The following is a 16,160-nucleotide window of genomic DNA, read 5'->3' as shown; positions in this document are numbered from 1 at the left end:
CTACCTCGACTACTCACGGGAACCGGGCCAGTGGCGCCCGAACGCGCACGGCGGCCGGGAGAATCTGGACGCGGTGGCCTTCCTGCAGGAGATGAACGCCACGGTCTACCGCCGCAGTCCGGGTGTGGTGACCATCGCCGAGGAGTCCACGGCCTGGGACGGGGTCACGCGCGCCACGCACCACCGGGGGCCGAGCGGCTTCGGCGGCCTGGGCTTCGGTCTGAAGTGGAACATGGGCTGGATGCACGACTCGCTCCAGTACATGAGCCACGAGCCGGTCCACCGCAGGTACCACCACAACGAGATGACGTTCTCGATGGTCTACGCCTACAGCGAGAACTACGTGCTCCCGATCTCCCACGACGAGGTCGTGCACGGCAAGCGCTCGCTGGTGTCGAAGATGCCCGGGGACTGGTGGCAGCAGCGCGCCGGCCTCCGCGCGTACCTCGGCTTCATGTGGGCCCACCCCGGCAAACAACTCCTCTTCATGGGCCAGGAGTTCGCCCAGGGAGCCGAGTGGTCGGAGGCGCACGGCCCCGACTGGTGGCTCCTCGACCCCGCGTACGGCGCCGAGGCCGACCACCGGGGCGTGCGTGACCTGGTCCGCGACCTCAACACGGGCTACCGCGCCACCCCGGCGCTGTGGCAGCGCGACACCGAACCGTCCGGCTTCGAGTGGGTCGTGGGCGACGCTGCCGACGACAACGTCTTCGCGTTCCTGCGGTTCGACGCGGCGGGCACGCCCCTGCTGGCCGTCTCGAACTTCTCCCCCGTCGTCCGCCACGACTACCGCCTGGGCGTCCCCGACGACGTCCCGGCCTGGCTCGAACTCCTCAACACGGACCGGGCACGGTACGGCGGCGGCGACGTCCACAGCCCCGATCCCCTGAAGCCGGAGCCCACGCCCTGGCACGGCCGCCCGGCGAGCATCCGGACGACCCTGCCTCCACTGGCCACGGTCTGGCTCCGCCCGGCCTGACGCCCCCTTTTCGGGCGCCGGGACTCATTCCGTCGGCCCCGGCGCCCGAGGAGGTGCGTTCAGGCGGAAGCGGAAGTCCGGGCGTGCGCCCCGGCCTCCAGCGCCTCCGGCAACTCCCCGGTGTGCAGCACGCCCAGCCGCTGCGTGGCCCGGGTCAGCGCCACGTACAGGTCGCTCGTGCCGTAGCGGCCCGGCTCGACCACGAGAACGGAGTCGAACTCCAGTCCCTTGGACTGGCGCGGGTCCAGAAGAACGACCGTCTGCGTGAGGTCGGGCTCCGCGCCGGCCGTGACCCCGTCCAGCCGTGCCGCCAGCCTCCGGTGCAGATCCCGCGGGGCGATCACCGCGAGCCGGCCTTCGGAGGGAGTCAGCTCCCGGACCGCCTCGGCCACGGCTTCGGGCAGGTCGCCGGTGGCGCGCACCCAGGGCCGGACACCCGTGGACCGGACCGAACTCGGCGGTTCGAAGCCGGGGTTCTCCGCGCGGACCACGGCCGCCGCCAGCTCCATGATCTCGGACGGGGTGCGGTAGTTGACGCCGAGGCGCGTGTGCTCCCAGCGGTCATCGACGTACGGCTTCAGGATCTCCGACCACGAGCCGGCCCCGCCGGCTTCGGCCGTCTGCGCCGGGTCCCCGACCAGCGTCATCGAGCGGGTCGGGCTGCGCCGCATCAGCAACCGCCACGCCATCGGTGACAACTCCTGCGCCTCGTCGACGATGATGTGCCCGAACGCCCATGTGCGGTCGGCCGCCGCGCGCTCCGCGGCGCTGCGGTGGTCCGCCTCCTCCTGCCGCTCGGCAAAGCGCTCGGCGTCGATGATGTCGTGCGCGGACAGGACCTCGGACGCCTCGGGATCGCTGTCCTCCTTGTCCTCGAACTCATAGGTGCGGGAGGCGTACGACACCTCCAGCACGCCCTGCGCGTACGACACCTGCGCCTCTCGCTCGCGTTCCGCACGGGCGCGCGCCAACCGGTCGTCCTCGCCGAGCAGTTCGGCGGCCTCGTCGAGCAGCGGTACGTCGGCCGTGGTCCAGGCGCGCGTGACCGGCCGGCGGACGGCGGCCGCGTCCTCGTCGGGGACATACCCCTCCGGATCGGCGAGGAAGTCGGCGACCAGCCGCTGCGGGGTCAGCCGCGGCCACAACTGGTCGATGGCCGACCAGACTTCGGGGTTCTCGGCGAGCTCGTCGCGGATCTGGGTGATGTCGCCGGCGTCGAGGAGGTTGGAGCCGTCGTACGGGTCGGTCCCGATCCGCTCGGCGACCATGTCCGTGAGCGTGTTGAGGATGTGTCCCTCGAAGTGCTCGCGCGCCACGTTGTGCGGCAGTTTCGCCGCGCGGGTGCGCTCGCGGGCGACGTTGACCAGCCCGTCGTCGAGCAGCAGCACGTCCCGGTCGTGCTCGATGGCGATGACCGGGTCGGGCAGCGCCTGACGGTCGCGTACGACCCGTGCGAGCACGTCCGCCATCTCGGCGCGGCCCTTCACGGCGGCCGCCTCGGGCGTGTCGGTCGCGGTCGCCCGTACTCCCGGGAACAGTTCGCCGACCGTGGCGAGCAGCACCCCCGTCTCGCCGAGCGAGGGCAGCACCTCGCCGATGTAGCCGAGGAACGCCGGGTTCGGGCCGACGACGAGGACGGCGCGGCGGGCGAGCAGTTCCCGGTGTTCGTAGAGGAGGTAGGCCGCGCGGTGCAGCGCGACGGCTGTCTTGCCGGTGCCCGGGCCGCCCTCCACCACCAGGACGCCCCGGTACGGCGCGCGGATGATGCGGTCCTGGTCGGCCTGGATGGTCTGGACGATGTCGCTCATCCGGCCGGTGCGGGCCGAGTTGAGGGCGGCGAGCAGCACGGCGTCACCGGAGGGGTCCTCGTGTCCGGTGCGCTCGCGGTCGCTCAGGTCGAGGATCTCGTCGTGCAGGGAGGTGATCCGGCGCCCGTCGGTGGAGATGTGCCGGCGCCTGCGCAGACCCATCGGGGTGTGGCCGGTGGCCAGGTAGAAGGGGCGCGCCACGTCGGCCCGCCAGTCGATCAGGATTGGGGTGCGGTCCGCGTCGTCGGCGCGCAGCCCGATACGGCCGATGTGGTGGGTGCGACCGGCGGTGAGGTCGATACGGCCGAAGCACAGTGAACCGTCCACGGCGTTCAGCGCCGCCAGCAGCCCCGAGCGTTCGGCGACGAGGATGTCCCGTTCCAGGCGTGCCTGCATGGGCTTGTCGCCCTGTGCGAGCGCGTCCGAGACGGAGGTCTCGGTGTCGCCGCGCAGCACGTCCACGCGCGCGTACAGCCCGTCGATGAATTCCTGTTCGTGCCGCAATTCATCGTCCGGAAATTCGGTGTTTGACAATTCCGCTCCCGCCCGCATATACTGTGCTCACTGAACTTCCCGCGACTGAATTCAGGTGAAGTCGCGAACCATTGAATATACGCAAAGAGATCCCCTCGGTGCAATTGCCGAGGGGATTTCTTCTGTCCGGCGGGATCCACGGACTACAGCACGTCCGACAGCTCCTCCAGCAGCCGCCGCTTGGGACGCGCCCCCACCATCGACCGCACGGGCTCACCTCCGCGGAAGACCATGAACGTGGGCATCGACAGCACCTTGTACGCATTCGTGGTGTCCGGATTGGTGTCCACGTCCAGCTGGACCACCTTGACCCGGCCGTCCTCCTCGGCGGCCAGGGCGCTGAGCACCGGACCCATCTGCCGGCACGGCGGGCACCAGTCGGCGGTGAACTCCACCAGCACGGGCAGTTCCGCCCCGATCACCTCCGTCTCGAAGTCCGCGTCCGTCACCTCGGCCACGCCTGCTGCCCTGATCACAGCTCCTGCCCTCCCAGTTCGCACACCGGTTCCGGACCCCCCGGAACCGCCGCATCGGCCGCCAGCGCCTCGCGCGCCTGCTCCGCCTTCGCCAACTGCGCGCCGACCTTCGCCCGCACCGACTGCAACTCACCGATCAGCACGTCGAGTTCGTCCAGCTTGCGGCGGTAGACCGCGAGCGACGCCGGGCACGAGTCGCCCTCCGGGTGCCCGGCCCTCAGACACTCCACGAAGGGGCGGGTCTCCTCCAGGTCGAACCCGAAGTCCTGCAGCGTCCGGATCTGCCGCAGCAGCTTCAGGTCGCGCTCGTCGTACGTGCGGTACCCGTTGCCGGTGCGGCGCCCGGGCAGCAGCCCCCGTGACTCGTAGTACCGCAGGGTGCGCGCGGTGGTTCCGGCCCGCGCCGCCAGCTCGCCGATTCGCATGCACACGACCGTAATCCTTGACGCCGACGTCAGGGCAACACCACCGGGTCCGGGGCGCAGCCGCGCGCGACATCCACCCCGCGCTCACCGATGATTGCGCCGCGTCCCGGCAGTCTCGTCCACGAGAGCACCCGACGAAGGCGGACGGACCCATGACCACCCTGCACCACCTCCTCCAGACGTACATCGACGAGGGCTGGGCCCCGGGGGCCGTTGCCCTGGTGGACCTCCACGGCCGCACGGAAACCGCGGCGGTCGGCTACCTCGACGCCGAAGGCGGCGCCCCGATGCCACCCAACGCCCTGTTCCGTATCGCCTCTCTCACCAAGCCCGTGATGGCCGCCGCCGTCATGACGCTCGTCGAGGACGGCACCATCGCGCTGGACTCCCCCGTCGCCCCGTGGCTCCCGGAGCTGGCGCGGCCGACCGTCGTCCGCACCCCCGCGAGTCCCCTCGACGACGTGGTCCCCGCCGGCCGCCCGATCGTCGTCCACGACCTGCTGACCTCCCGCGCCGGGTACGGCTTCCCCTCCGACTTCTCCCTCCCCCAGGTCCAGGCCCTGTTCACCGTCCAGAAGGACGGCCGTGACCCCCGCAGCCTCCCCGACCCGGACACCTGGGTCGGGGACCTGGCCCGCCTCCCGCTGCTCTACCAGCCGGGCGAGGCCTGGCTCTACGGCACCTGCTCGGACCTCCAGGGCGTGCTGGCCTCCCGCGCGAGCGGGAGGCCTCTGCCCGAATTCCTGGCCGAGCGGATCCTCGAGCCGCTCGGCATGACCGACACCGCCTTCGAGGTGCCGGCCGCTGAGCGCAACCGGTTCACCACCGCCTACCGCCCCGACGGCTCCGGCGGTCTGGAGCTCGCCGACACCCCCGACGGCGCCTGGAGCAGCCTTCCGGCGTTCCCGTCCGGCGGTGGCGGCCTCGTCTCCACGGCCGCCGACTGGCTGGCCTTCGCCCGGATGCTGCTGGCCGACGGGAAGGCGCCCGGCGGGCGCCGCATCCTGTCCGCGGAGTCGGTGCGCCGGATGACCACCGACCATCTCACCGCGGAACAGCGCGAGATCGGTGCGCTGTTCCTGGAGGGCCAGGGCTGGGGCTACGGCGGTTCGGTCGACATCGAGACCACCGACCCGTGGACCGTTCCGGGCCGCTACGGCTGGGTCGGGGGCACCGGCACCACCGGGCACCTCTCCCCGGCCACCGGCACGGTCGCGATCCTGCTCACCCAGCGCGCGATGGAGAACCCGACCCCGACCGCTCTGATGCGCGGCTTCTGGCGGTACGCGGCCGAGGTGTCATGAGGGCGTCGGCCACCCCTGTGGCCACCGGCAGCAGGGCCGCCGTGCCGAATGCCGCACCCGCGCCCCGGGCGAAGAGCACACTGCCGAGCAAGGCGACCCCGAGCGTGGACCCGAGCAGCTGCACGGCGTTGAGGAGCCCGGCCGCCGAGCCGGTCTCGTGCGGGCGCACGCGGTGCAGCGCCGCGGTGAAGAACGGCACCGAGAACAGCCCCTGCCCGGGACCGCATACGGCGAGCACGGGCAGCAGCGGCCACGGACAGCGGCCGTCCGGGACCCCGGCGTACACCGCGACGGCTCCCAGCACCCCGGCGAGCAGCACACCGAGCCCCGCGTGCAGCACACGCACCCCGTGTATCCGTGCGTGCCGACGGCCTGGCGCGGCCGGGCGGCGGTCCTGAGCGCGGAGCAGATACGGCGACTGCGGCCGCGCACGGGCGGATCGGAGCCCACCCGCCCGCCACCGACGCCGACGCGGCCCTGCTGGAGGCGCTGGGGCGGGACGGCCGGGCGAGCCACGCCGAACTGGCGCAGGTCACCGGCTGGTCGCCCGCCACGGTCGCCCGTCGGCTCACCGGACTCCAGGCGGCCGGGGCGCTCTTCTTCGACGTCGACCTGAACGACACGCTGCTGGGCGCGACGGCCCAGGCGCTGCTGTGAATGTCGGTCGCCCCCGCACATCTGGACGAGGTGGCACGGGCGCTCGCCGACCATGACGAACTGGCGTTCGTCGCAGCGACGACCGGGACCACGAACCTGGTGGCCCAGGCGCTGTGCCCCGACCCGTCCGCGCTGCACGACTACCTGACCCGCCGTCCGGGCGCCCTGGACGCGATCCGGACGCTGGAGTCGGCGCCGGTGCTGCGCACGGTCAAGGCCGCGGGCCCGCTGGGACCTGGCGCGCCCGGCGGGCGCGGCAGGTCCCGTAGCCGAGGGCCGGGGTCCCTTATCCCGCGGTGACCTCGAGCCCGGCCGACTCCTCGACCTCCAGCAGCGACGCGCTTCGCCGCTCCTCCTCGAAGGCCTTGCGTCCGCCGCGCAGCCCGAACAGCCGCTTGGCGATCGCGATGTAGAGGACCGCGAGGATGTTGAGGATCAGCGTGGCGATCTTCAACCCGCTGACGTGCTCGGTGAGTTCGTAGATTTCCAGCGGGAGGAAGGCCGCGGTGGCCACGACCGTCAGGTACTCCGCCCACCGCTTGGCGTACCAGAGCCCGACCGCCTCGACCAGCTCGATCAGCGCGTACGCCAGCAGCAGCGCGGCGACCAGGACGAGCGTGGAGTGCTTGTAGCCGAAGGTCTTCTGGATGGTGCCGACCACGGGCGAGTTGTCGAGGTCGTAGTGGAAGTGGCGGAAGACGGGCCGGAGCACGTCCAGGTACTCGTTGAAGAGCCGCCGCACCGCGTCCTGGCTGTTGCTGAACTTCCACACGGCCACCGCGACCAGCACGATGAACACGCCGCGCACGGCTCGTTCGATCGCCAGGAAGCGCAGGATGAACAGGTCCCGCAGCACCTTGCCGCGCGGCACGAGCGGCGCCTCGGCGGCCGGTCCCGAGCCGTGCGGCTCGCCGAGCACGAAGTCGCCGCAGCGCAGGCAGCGCCACGCGTCCCCGACCGCCGTCTGGGCGTGCAGCCGCAGCCGCAGCCGGGAGTCGTCGGGCGCATAGGTCACATGCCCGCGGCGCGCGCAGTGACGTCGGTCCCAGTCGATCTTCATACCCCCGTGCCTCCCGATGAAGGTGCCGTGCCGGTCGTCCGGCACGGCACGGTAGTGCATGTCCTACGAGACGTAGGTCCAGGGGGCGGGGTTCCGCGGGAGGTCAGTGGGCTCCGGAGCCCGCGAACTCCCGTTCTCGGCCTGGTCCTCCGCCTCGGTGGGACGCCCCTTGCGGGGCAGCAGCACCGCGACGAGCACGGTGCCGATCCCGAGGACGACCGCACCGACGAGGCTGGTGTGGGCGACCGCGTCCGCGAATGAGGAGCCGACGGCGTCGGCCATCTGCCGTGCGCCGTGGGCGAGCTGGTCGGCCTGCGCCCTGAGCCGGGCGGCCTGCTCGGCGTTCTGCGCGTGCGCGGCCTGCTCGGCGAGCTGCCGGGCCTTGTCGCCGATGCCCTGCGCCACCGCGTATCCGGCGCCGACGGAGTCCTGCGCGGTGGTCAGCGCGTGCGCCGGCAGCCTGCTGCCCGCCGTGGCGTCCGCCAGGTGCGAGGAGTACGAACTCGCCAGCACCGAGCCGAGGATGGCGATGCCGAGTGAGCCGCCGAGCTCCAGGGAGGTGTCGTTGACCGCGCCGCCGACGCCCAGCTCCGACTCCGGGAAGGCGCCCATGATCGCGTCCGTGCAGGGCGAGAGCGCGAGGCCGATCGCAAGGCCCAGGATCACCAGGGGCAGCACGAAGTCGCCGTACGAGGACCCGGGGCCGACCCGGGTGAGCAGTGCCAGCGCCGCCGTCCCGCCGACCATGCCCGCGGTCACCGTGATCTTCATACCGATCCGCGGGGTGAGGTACCCGGTAAGCGCCGAGCCCACGAACACCGCGCCGGCCAGCGGCAGCATCCGCACTCCGGTCTGCAGGGCGTCGTATCCGAGGACGAACTGGAGGTGCTGGGTGAGGTAGTAGAAGGCGCCGAAGACCGCCAGGAAGAACAGCGCGACGGCGAGGTTGGAGCCCGCGAACCGGCGGTGCGCGAAGCGGCGCACGTCGAGGACCGGGCGCGGTTGGCGAAGCTCCCGGGCGACGAACAGGACGAGCCCGACGCCCGCGACCACGGCCGCGGTGACCGCCTTGGTGCCCCAGCCGAAGTGCGGGCCCTCGATGATCATGTAGACGAGCGAGCCGACCCAGACGACCGACAGCAGTCCGCCGACGTAGTCGATCCGCTCGTGGTGGGCGGCCCTGGACGGCGGTACGAGGACGAGGGCACCGACGATCGCGAGGGCGGCGATCGGCACGTTGATCAGGAACGTGGACGACCAGCCGTGGTGCGCCAGCAGCGCCCCGGCGACCAGCGGACCCGCCGCGATGGCAAGCCCCGCGGTGGCGGTCCACAGGGTGATCGCCTTGGCACGCTCGGCGCGCGGGAAGGTCGCGGCGAGGAGGGACAGCGTGGCGGGCATGATCAGCGCGGCGCCGACGCCCATGACCGCGCGGGCCGCGATGACCGTTGCGGCACTGTCGGCGAGGTAGCCGAAGACGGCCCCGCCTCCGAAGACGACGAGCCCGAGGACGAGGGCGCCACGCCGGCTGTACTTGTCGCCGATGGCGCCGAGCAGCAGCATCAGGGCCGCGTAGGGGACGGTGTAACCGTCGATGACCCACTGCAGGTCGGCGCTGGACAGGCCGAGGTCCTGGGTCATGTCGGGTGCGGCGACGGTGAGGGCGGTGTTGGCCATCACGATGATCAGCAGGCTCAGGCAGAGCACGAGCAGCGCCCACCAGCGCCGGGCGTAGGGCCGGTCCATCCTCTCGACCGGTTCGTTCATGACGAGACGCATGGGATACGGGCCTTCCTCTTCTCCAGTGCCCACCACTTGCACAGCAGCGTGCATTTGCACAACCATGTGCAATGTACGCCGTTGCACATGACTGTGCAAATGGAGGGCGTGGAGGCCCCCCGGTGGCGTACGGGAGCACCGCAGGGCCGTGCAGAATGGCAGCCATGACCACGGGTAACGCCAGCCGGGCCGACACCAACCGCCGCCGCATCCTGGAGGTCGCGCTCGCCGAGCTGCTGCGCGACCCCGACGCGTCCATGGACCAGATCGCACGCGCCGCGGGCGTCGTCCGGCGCACGGTGTACGGGCACTTCCCGAGCCGTGAGGCACTGATCAGCACGCTCGTCGACGGCGCGGTGGAGGCGGTCGCGGCGGCGCACGCGGCGGGCCGCGAGGGCGTCGCGGACCCGGCGGAGGCGGTGGCCCGCTCGACGCTGGCGGTGTGGGAGGTCGCCGACCGCTACCGGATCCTGGTCGCGCTGGCCCAGCGCAGCGTGACCATGCAGGGGATCCGCGAGCGTCTCGCACCGGTCCGCGAGGCGTGTGCCGGAATCCTGGCGCAGGGCCTGGAACAGGGCGTGTTCGCGTCGCCGCTGCCGCCACGGGCGCTGGCGTACGTGCACGAGCAGGAGCTGTTCGCACTGATGGAGGCGGTGAACGACGGCCTCCTGGCGCCGCGGAAGGCGGGCCCCTCCGCCGCGGTCACGCTGCTCACCACGGTGGGCGTACCCGCCGCGCGGGCCACCGAGCTGGTGGCGAAGCTGAGCGACTGACGCAGACCGGGAAGCGGGCCCCACCTCCCGTGGAAAGCGGGCCGAGCGGTCAGGCCCCCGGGGGACGGCCTGACCGCTCGGTGCCGGTGCGGTTTCTGCGGTTGTGGACCGGGCGGCTGAGCGACGGGGGTCTGCCCGGCCGCCCGGAGTACGGGGTGGCTCGGGGCTCAGGCCTTGGCCAGCGCCTTCTCGCCGCTCTGTCCGGGCGCCCCGGCCTCGGCAGGGGCGGCCGACCGGGCCTCGTCCAGCAGGGTCTTCTCGTCGAACGGCAGCTGTCCGGCGAGCACCTGCCGCACCCGCTCCTTGTCGATCTCCTTCGTCCAGGTGCCGACCAGGACGGTGGCCACGGCGTTGCCCGCGAAGTTGGTCAGCGCGCGGGCCTCGCTCATGAACCGGTCGATGCCGACGATCAGGCCGATGCCGTCGACCAGGGCGGGCTTGTGCGACTGGAGACCACCGGCCAGCGTGGCGAGCCCGGCACCGCTGACACCCGCCGCGCCCTTCGAGGCGACCAGGAGGAACAGCAGCAGCGGGATCTGCTCGCCGACGGACATCGGCGTGCCCAGCGCGTCGGCGATGTAGAGCGACGCCATCGTCATGTAGATCATGGTGCCGTCGAGGTTGAAGGAGTAGCCGGTCGGGACGGTGATGCCGACCACCGGCTTGCTGACACCCAGGTGCTCCATCTTCGCGATGAGCCGCGGAAGGGCGGACTCGGAGGAGGACGTGGACAGGATGAGCAGGAACTCACGGCCGAGGTACTTCAGCAGCGTGAAGACGTTCAGGCCCGCCACGACCCGCAGCAGCGCGCCGAGCACGACGAAGACGAACAGGACGCAGGTGAGGTAGAAGCCGAGCATCAGCACGGCGAGGCTCTTGAGCGCGTCCACGCCGGCCGAGCCCGTGACGGCGGCGATCGCGCCGAAGGCACCGATCGGCGCGGCCCACATCACCATGGACAGGATGCGGAAGACCAGCCGCTGGATGTGCTCGATGCCGCGCAGCACGGGGGCACCGACCGAACCCATCGACTGCAGAGCGAAGCCGGCGAGGAGTGCGACGAGCAGGGTCTGCAGGACCTGGCCGCCGGTGAACGCGGAGACGAAGGTCGCCGGGATGATCGAGAGCGCGAAGTCGACGGGCGGGAGCGCGTCGGACGACACCTGGGCGTGCCCTGCCTGCTTGATCGCGTTCGTCAGGTGCAGCCCTTCACCGGGGTGCAGGACGTTGCCGACCACCAGGCCGATGGCGAGCGCGACCAGGGACATCGCGAGGAAGTAGCCGAGCGCGATACCACCGACGGCACCGACCTTGGCGGCCTTCCGGACCGACCCGATGCCGAGCACGATCGTGCAGAAGATGATCGGCGAGATCATCATCTTGATCAGGTTCACAAAGCCCGTGCCGAGCGGCTTGAGTTGGACCGCTACGTCGGGCGCGGCCAGGCCCACGGCGATGCCGCAGATCACCGCGACGATCACCGCGATGTAGAGATAGTGGGTGCGGTCCCGCTTGGCTGCGGGCGCGGCAGAAGCCGTTGGGGGTGTGCTGACCACGGCTGCCCTCCTCGACGACGTCGTCGGATCTTCCGGCGTGCGGCTCACGTCCGGGGAAAACGGGAGGCGTGCTCCCGGTGACCGGGAGGCGGCCCTCCCGGGCGATGCGGTGACTATCTCCCGCCGTGTGAGGGCGGTCACCCTTCCGTTCATTTAGTTCACGCTTATACGGAGAGCCGGAACCGGGAGGTATACGAAGAGCCGGAACCGAGAGGCAGACTGAACGCATGCGCGTGCCCAGACTCCCGAGACCCCGCAGCCTGGCCGGCCAGCTCTTCGCGATGCAGGCCGTGCTGATCGCGGTGCTCGTCGCCGGGTACGCCCTCTTCTCGTATGCGAGTGATCGCGGGCAGGCGCAGGACGCGGCCGACCGACAGGTGATGGCGGTGGCCCGCTCGGTCGCCGACGCCCCGTCCGTACGGGCGGCGATCCGCACCTTGGACCCGAGCAGGTCACTCCAGCCCTACGCGACCCAGGTGCAGCGGCACACGGGCGTGGACTTCGTCACGATCATGAACCCGGGGGGCATCCGCTGGACCCACCCCAACCCCGCGCTGATCGGCGAACGCTTCCTCGGCAACACCGCCCGGGCGCTGAAGGGCGAGTCCTTCACCGAGACGTACACCGGGACACTCGGCCCCTCCGTCCGCGCCGTCACGCCCATCCGGGACGACGGCCGGATCGTCGGCCTGGTGAGCGCGGGCATCAAGGTCCGGACCGTCTCGGCACGGCTCCAGCAGCAGGTGACGACCCTGGTCGGCGTCGCGGGCGGCGCCCTGGCGCTGGGCGGCGTCGGGACGTATGTGATCAACGCCCGGCTCCGCCGCCACACGCACGGCATGAACGCCACCGAGCTGAGCCGTATGCACGACTACCACCAGGCCGCGCTGCACGCCGTGCGCGAGGGCCTGCTGATGCTGGACGGCCAGTTCCGGGTGGCGCTCATCAACGACGGCGGCCGGGAACTGCTCGGGGTCTCCGGTGAAGTGGTGGGACGCTCGGTGGCGGAGCTTGGTCTGCCGGCCCCGCTGACGGGCGCGCTGCTGTCCTCCGGGCCGCGGGTGGACGAGGTCCATCTGACGGCGAAGCGTGTGCTGGTGGTCAACACCTCCCCGGTCTCGGGCGGAGAACGCCGGGGCACGGTGGTCACTTTGCGGGACGTGACGGAACTCCAGTCCCTGATGGGCGAGCTGAACTCGGAGCGCGGGTTCACCCAGGCGCTGCGTTCGCAGGCGCACGAGGCGGCGAACCGGCTGCACACCGTCGTCTCGCTGATCGAACTGGGCCGCGCGCGGGAGGCGGTCGACTTCGCCACGGCCGAGCTCGAACTGGCGCAGGCCCTGACCGACCAGGTCATCGCCGCGGTCAACGAGCCGGTGCTGGCGGCCCTGCTGCTCGGCAAGGCGGCGCAGGCGAACGAACGGGGCGTGGAGCTGGTGGTCTCGCAGGACAGCCGCATCGACGACGGTCTGCTGCCGCCGTCGCTGCCCGCCCGTGACCTGGTGACGATCCTGGGCAACCTGATCGACAACGCGGTGGACGCGGCGCAGGGATCCATGGGCGCCCGGGTCACGGTGACGGCGTACTCGCGGGGCGCAGAACTGATCCTGCGGGTCTCGGACACGGGGGCAGGCGTCGATCCCGCCCACGCGGAGGCCGTGTTCGAACGGGGCTGGTCGACGAAACCGGCGTCCGCCCCCGGCGGCCGCGGCCTGGGCCTGGCCCTGGTCCGCCAGACCGTACGCCGTCACGAGGGCACGCTGACGGTGTCGGAGGCGGCCGGGGGCGGGGCGGAGTTCGAGGCGCGGATGCCGTTGCCTACCGTGGGGGCGGCCGCCCCGGCGGAGCCGATGTCACCGGGGGCCGGGGCCACCCTGTCCGGAGGTGACGTATGACCGAGCCCATCCGCGTACTGGTCGTGGAGGACGACCCGGTGGCCGCGGACGCGCACGTCATGTACGTCGGCCGGGTCCCGGGCTTCACGGCGGTCGGGAAGGCGCACACGGGCGCGGAGGCCCGGCGGCTGCTGGACCGTACGCCGGTGGACCTGCTCCTGCTGGACCTGCATCTGCCGGACGCGCACGGCCTGCAGCTGGCGCGGTCGCTGCGGGCGGCCGGTTACCACGCGGACGTGATCGCTGTGACATCGGCGCGGGATCTGACGGTGGTGCGCGAGGGGGTCTCGCTGGGGGTCGTCCAGTACGTGCTGAAGCCGTTCACCTTCGCGACGCTGCGGGACCGCTTGGTGCGGTACGCGGAGTTCCGCGGGGCGGCGGGGGAGGCGAGCGGCCAGGACGAGGTGGACCGGGCCCTGGCGGCTCTGCGGGCACCGGGCCCGGCGGCACTGCCGAAGGGATTGAGCGCGCCGACGCTGGGGCGGGTGACGCAGGCCCTGCGGGACGCGGAGGAAGGACTCACGGCGGCCGGGGTCGCGGAGACCGTGGGCATCTCCCGGATCACGGCTCGCCGCTATCTGGAACACCTGGTGGAGGCGGGGCGGGCCGGACGCAGTCCGCTGTACGGACAGGTGGGGCGGCCCGAGTTGGTGTACCGGTGGGTTCGGGGAACGGGGCGGTGAGAGCCGTGGCTCGGGCCGGCAGGGAGTCCGGTGCGGTCGGGGCAGGAGCACGGCGCCGCTCCGCCTTCCCGATGACCCATCGCCCGCCGCGGCCGAAACGTTCGGATTTGGCCGCCGGATCCGCCGCCGCACATCCCCGGCCAGCGTGTTGATCTTGACGGAATCTCTCCCCGCGTCCGCCGGACACCGGGGGTCTCCGTCATGATCGGGAGGCGCGGCGCAGGTACCGCGACACGACGACCGGCAAGGTGAGGGCAAGGCGAGGGGGCATTTGCACGGCACCGACCGCCTACCGACCGGCGATCACCGGCCACCGAACCGTCGATGGCCGACTCCGTATCTTCCTACAATCAGTGAGTGTGGCTGAACAGACCGTAGTCACCACGGTCCCGTGCCCCTACGTTGTGCCCGTGCACCGACCGCAGGCCCATCAGCCCACCCCGCCCACCCCTCCGTTCGACTCCCAGGCCGCCCGCAGACTGCGGACCGCCCTCGGTATGGGGCCCGAGCATGTCGCGTACGGCATGCGCGCCTCCTACGGGCTCCCCCATGTCAGCCCCGACCTCGTGGTCGCCTGGGAGCGCGGGATCGTCGTCCCCGGCGGACCCGAACTGACCGCGCTCGCCGGCGTGTTGTGGTGCTCACCGGGCGAACTCGTCGACGCCCCGCGCACCCTGCGGGAGCACCGCGTCGCACGCGGGCTCGCGCCGGAGGACGTCGCCCATGGTGTCGGGCTCGAACTCCTCGCCTACATCAGGATGGAGGAAGCCTGCGAGTGGCGCGGCAACGACCGGCAGTCCGCGGCCCTCGCCGACCTGCTCGATCTGTCCCTGCCCGACTTCATCACCGTGACCGGGCGGGACGGCAGGCTCGGCGAACTGCTGCGCAGCGCGGTCACCACCCGCTGGCAGGCGTACGTCCGCGCGGTCGGCAAGCTGCTGCCCCTGGACCGGCGGCTCCTGGAGGACGTCCTCGAGGAGATGTACGCCAACTACCAGAGGCAGATGGTCGCCACGCTCAGCTGGGGCACCGCCACCGCGGCCGACGCCCGCAAGAGCGGCCGTGACTACCTCGACCGCATCGTGGAGCACTTCTGGTCGACGGTCGAGAGGCATCCGTGACGGCGGTCGAGAGGCACCGGCGCCCAGGACGGACGCCCGCCCCGGCGACCGGGCGCTGTCCGAGACCGCCTAGAACACCGACTCCGCCTCGTCCATCCGGTCCTTCGGCACCGTCTTGAGCTCGGTCACCGCCTCCGCCAGCGGCACCATCACCACATCCGTGCCGCGCAGCGCCGTCATCATGCCGAACTCCCCGCGGTGTGCGGCCTCGATCGCGTGCCAGCCGAAGCGGGTCGCGAGCACGCGGTCGTACGCGGTCGGCGTGCCGCCGCGCTGGACGTGGCCGAGGATGACCGGCTTGGCCTCCTTGCCGAGCCGCCTCTCCAGCTCGTACGCCAGTGCCGTGCCGATGCCCTGGAAGCGCTCGTGGCCGTACTGGTCGATCTCGCCCTTGCCGTAGTCCATGGTGCCGTCGGCGGGGTGCGCGCCCTCGGCGACGCAGACCACCGCGAACTTCTTGCCGCGGGCGAAGCGCTCCTCGACCATCTTCACCAGGTCGGCGGGGTCGAAGGGACGCTCCGGCAGACAGATGCCGTGGGCGCCGGCCGCCATGCCCGACTCCAGCGCGATCCAGCCCGCGTGGCGGCCCATGACCTCCACGACCATCACGCGCTGGTGGGACTCGGCCGTCGTCTTCAGGCGGTCCATCGCCTCCGTGGCCACGGTCACGGCGGTGTCGAAGCCGAAGGTGCGGTCCGTGGAGGAGATGTCGTTGTCGATCGTCTTGGGGACGCCGACCACCGGAAGACCCGCGTCCGAGAGCATCCGCGCGGCCGTCAGCGTTCCCTCGCCGCCGATCGGGATCAGCGCGTCGATGCCGAAGTCGCGGATCATGTCGGAGGCGTTCTCACACGCCCCGCGCAGACGGTCGCGCTCCAGGCGGGAGGAGCCGAGAATGGTGCCACCGCGGACCAGGATGCCGCTGACGGCGTCGAGGTCGAGAGCGCGGTAGTGACCGTCCAGCAGGCCCCGGTAGCCGTCCTCGAAGCCGATGACCTCGTCGCCGTACTGCGCCACCGCCCGGTGCACAACCGACCGGATCACTGCGTTCAGGCCGGGGCAGTCGCCGCCTGCGGTGAGTACTCCGATGCGCATCGTGCTGTGTCTCCT

The 16,160-nt window shown here is 71.7% G+C and carries 16 protein-coding genes; 8 read left to right on the top strand and 8 right to left on the bottom strand.

What is annotated here, in order from left to right:
- Positions 1 to 979, top strand: a 979-nt coding sequence (gene glgB / locus AAW14_RS27440; RefSeq protein ID WP_265566632.1) for a 1,4-alpha-glucan branching enzyme, incomplete at its 5' end; no start/stop codon positions are given.
- A gap of 59 nt (positions 980 to 1,038) precedes the next feature.
- Here the strand turns inward: glgB and AAW14_RS27435 are convergent.
- The 3 genes from AAW14_RS27435 to AAW14_RS27425 form a co-directional block, all read right to left on the bottom strand.
- Positions 1,039 to 3,339, bottom strand: coding sequence for a HelD family protein (locus tag AAW14_RS27435; protein WP_265566631.1), 2,301 nt, complete (start codon positions 3,337 to 3,339; stop codon positions 1,039 to 1,041).
- Between the two features lie 125 nt (positions 3,340 to 3,464).
- The gene (locus tag AAW14_RS27430) at positions 3,465 to 3,797 is read right to left on the bottom strand and encodes a thioredoxin family protein (RefSeq protein ID WP_322741130.1); all 333 of its coding nucleotides are present in this window, start codon (positions 3,795 to 3,797) and stop codon (positions 3,465 to 3,467) included.
- On the bottom strand, positions 3,794 to 4,222 hold the full coding sequence (locus AAW14_RS27425; RefSeq protein WP_265566630.1) for a MerR family transcriptional regulator: 429 nt from the start codon (positions 4,220 to 4,222) through the stop codon (positions 3,794 to 3,796). Before AAW14_RS27425 ends, AAW14_RS27430 begins: the two co-directional genes overlap by 4 nt.
- A 152-nt stretch (positions 4,223 to 4,374) precedes the next feature.
- Here AAW14_RS27425 and AAW14_RS27420 point away from each other — a divergent pair, with 152 nt between their 5' ends.
- The gene (locus AAW14_RS27420; RefSeq protein ID WP_265566629.1) at positions 4,375 to 5,526 is read left to right on the top strand and encodes a serine hydrolase domain-containing protein; all 1,152 of its coding nucleotides are present in this window, start codon (positions 4,375 to 4,377) and stop codon (positions 5,524 to 5,526) included.
- Here AAW14_RS27420 and AAW14_RS27415 read toward each other — a convergent pair.
- Positions 5,447 to 5,872, bottom strand: coding sequence for a hypothetical protein (locus AAW14_RS27415; protein WP_265566628.1), 426 nt, complete (start codon positions 5,870 to 5,872; stop codon positions 5,447 to 5,449). The genes AAW14_RS27420 and AAW14_RS27415 overlap by 80 nt on opposite strands.
- An 11-nt stretch (positions 5,873 to 5,883) precedes the next feature.
- Here AAW14_RS27415 and AAW14_RS27410 point away from each other — a divergent pair, with 11 nt between their 5' ends.
- Both AAW14_RS27410 and AAW14_RS27405 read left to right on the top strand, forming a co-directional pair.
- Positions 5,884 to 6,183, top strand: a complete 300-nt coding sequence (locus AAW14_RS27410) for an Lrp/AsnC family transcriptional regulator (RefSeq protein WP_265566627.1) — start codon at positions 5,884 to 5,886, stop codon at positions 6,181 to 6,183.
- Positions 6,184 to 6,483, top strand: coding sequence for an Lrp/AsnC ligand binding domain-containing protein (locus AAW14_RS27405; protein WP_265566626.1), 300 nt, complete (start codon positions 6,184 to 6,186; stop codon positions 6,481 to 6,483). It abuts the gene before it with no gap.
- Here the strand turns inward: AAW14_RS27405 and AAW14_RS27400 are convergent.
- Both AAW14_RS27400 and AAW14_RS27395 read right to left on the bottom strand, forming a co-directional pair.
- On the bottom strand, positions 6,470 to 7,243 hold the full coding sequence (locus tag AAW14_RS27400) for a DUF2127 domain-containing protein (protein ID WP_265566637.1): 774 nt from the start codon (positions 7,241 to 7,243) through the stop codon (positions 6,470 to 6,472). The genes AAW14_RS27405 and AAW14_RS27400 overlap by 14 nt on opposite strands.
- A 63-nt stretch (positions 7,244 to 7,306) precedes the next feature.
- A complete protein-coding gene (locus AAW14_RS27395) occupies positions 7,307 to 9,022 on the bottom strand; it encodes an MFS transporter (RefSeq protein ID WP_265566625.1) in 1,716 nt (571 codons plus the stop codon).
- Between the two features lie 155 nt (positions 9,023 to 9,177).
- On the opposite strand from AAW14_RS27395, the gene AAW14_RS27390 reads away from it, so the two are divergent.
- Positions 9,178 to 9,795, top strand: coding sequence for a TetR/AcrR family transcriptional regulator (locus AAW14_RS27390; protein WP_265566624.1), 618 nt, complete (start codon positions 9,178 to 9,180; stop codon positions 9,793 to 9,795).
- Between the two features lie 167 nt (positions 9,796 to 9,962).
- Here the strand turns inward: AAW14_RS27390 and AAW14_RS27385 are convergent, their stop codons facing one another.
- Positions 9,963 to 11,351 carry a cation:dicarboxylate symporter family transporter gene (locus AAW14_RS27385; protein WP_265566623.1) on the bottom strand — a complete coding sequence of 463 codons (1,389 nt, stop codon included), beginning with the start codon at positions 11,349 to 11,351 and terminating at the stop codon, positions 9,963 to 9,965.
- Between the two features lie 227 nt (positions 11,352 to 11,578).
- Between AAW14_RS27385 and AAW14_RS27380 the strand changes: the two genes are divergently transcribed.
- The 3 genes from AAW14_RS27380 (at position 11,579) to AAW14_RS27370 (ending at position 15,050) form a co-directional block, all read left to right on the top strand.
- Positions 11,579 to 13,246: a sensor histidine kinase gene (locus AAW14_RS27380; protein ID WP_265566622.1), complete on the top strand. Its 1,668-nt coding sequence runs from the start codon at positions 11,579 to 11,581 to the stop codon at positions 13,244 to 13,246.
- Positions 13,243 to 13,929: a response regulator gene (locus AAW14_RS27375; RefSeq protein ID WP_265566621.1), complete on the top strand. Its 687-nt coding sequence runs from the start codon at positions 13,243 to 13,245 to the stop codon at positions 13,927 to 13,929. The genes AAW14_RS27380 and AAW14_RS27375 overlap by 4 nt, the downstream gene beginning before the upstream one ends.
- Positions 13,930 to 14,339: 410 nt before the next feature.
- Entirely contained in the window at positions 14,340 to 15,050 is a 711-nt protein-coding gene (locus tag AAW14_RS27370) for a helix-turn-helix domain-containing protein (protein ID WP_416223383.1), read from the top strand.
- A gap of 69 nt (positions 15,051 to 15,119) precedes the next feature.
- Here the strand turns inward: AAW14_RS27370 and AAW14_RS27365 are convergent, their stop codons facing one another.
- Positions 15,120 to 16,145, bottom strand: a complete 1,026-nt coding sequence (locus AAW14_RS27365; protein ID WP_265566620.1) for an ATP-dependent 6-phosphofructokinase — start codon at positions 16,143 to 16,145, stop codon at positions 15,120 to 15,122.
- Positions 16,146 to 16,160: the final 15 nt, after the last annotated feature.

The organism is Streptomyces hygroscopicus (assembly GCF_026168105.1).
Classification (GTDB): domain Bacteria; phylum Actinomycetota; class Actinomycetes; order Streptomycetales; family Streptomycetaceae; genus Streptomyces; species Streptomyces hygroscopicus_D.
The sequence above is the reverse complement of the archived record's forward strand: the minus strand, read 5'-3'. Positions and strand labels throughout refer to the sequence as shown.

What these genes read in the sequence shown, in the direction of transcription:
- AAW14_RS27435 (WP_265566631.1), bottom strand. Translation starts at nt 3,339, where the DNA reads ATGCGGGCGGGAGCGGAATTGTCAAACACCGAATTTCCGGACGATGAA.
- AAW14_RS27425 (WP_265566630.1), bottom strand. Translation starts at nt 4,222, where the DNA reads ATGCGAATCGGCGAGCTGGCGGCGCGGGCCGGAACCACCGCGCGCACC.
- AAW14_RS27420 (WP_265566629.1), top strand. Translation starts at nt 4,375, where the DNA reads ATGACCACCCTGCACCACCTCCTCCAGACGTACATCGACGAGGGCTGG.
- AAW14_RS27405 (WP_265566626.1), top strand. Translation starts at nt 6,184, where the DNA reads ATGTCGGTCGCCCCCGCACATCTGGACGAGGTGGCACGGGCGCTCGCC.
- AAW14_RS27400 (WP_265566637.1), bottom strand. Translation starts at nt 7,243, where the DNA reads ATGAAGATCGACTGGGACCGACGTCACTGCGCGCGCCGCGGGCATGTG.
- AAW14_RS27395 (WP_265566625.1), bottom strand. Translation starts at nt 9,022, where the DNA reads ATGCGTCTCGTCATGAACGAACCGGTCGAGAGGATGGACCGGCCCTAC.
- AAW14_RS27390 (WP_265566624.1), top strand. Translation starts at nt 9,178, where the DNA reads ATGGCAGCCATGACCACGGGTAACGCCAGCCGGGCCGACACCAACCGC.
- AAW14_RS27380 (WP_265566622.1), top strand. Translation starts at nt 11,579, where the DNA reads ATGCGCGTGCCCAGACTCCCGAGACCCCGCAGCCTGGCCGGCCAGCTC.
- AAW14_RS27375 (WP_265566621.1), top strand. Translation starts at nt 13,243, where the DNA reads ATGACCGAGCCCATCCGCGTACTGGTCGTGGAGGACGACCCGGTGGCC.
- AAW14_RS27365 (WP_265566620.1), bottom strand. Translation starts at nt 16,145, where the DNA reads ATGCGCATCGGAGTACTCACCGCAGGCGGCGACTGCCCCGGCCTGAAC.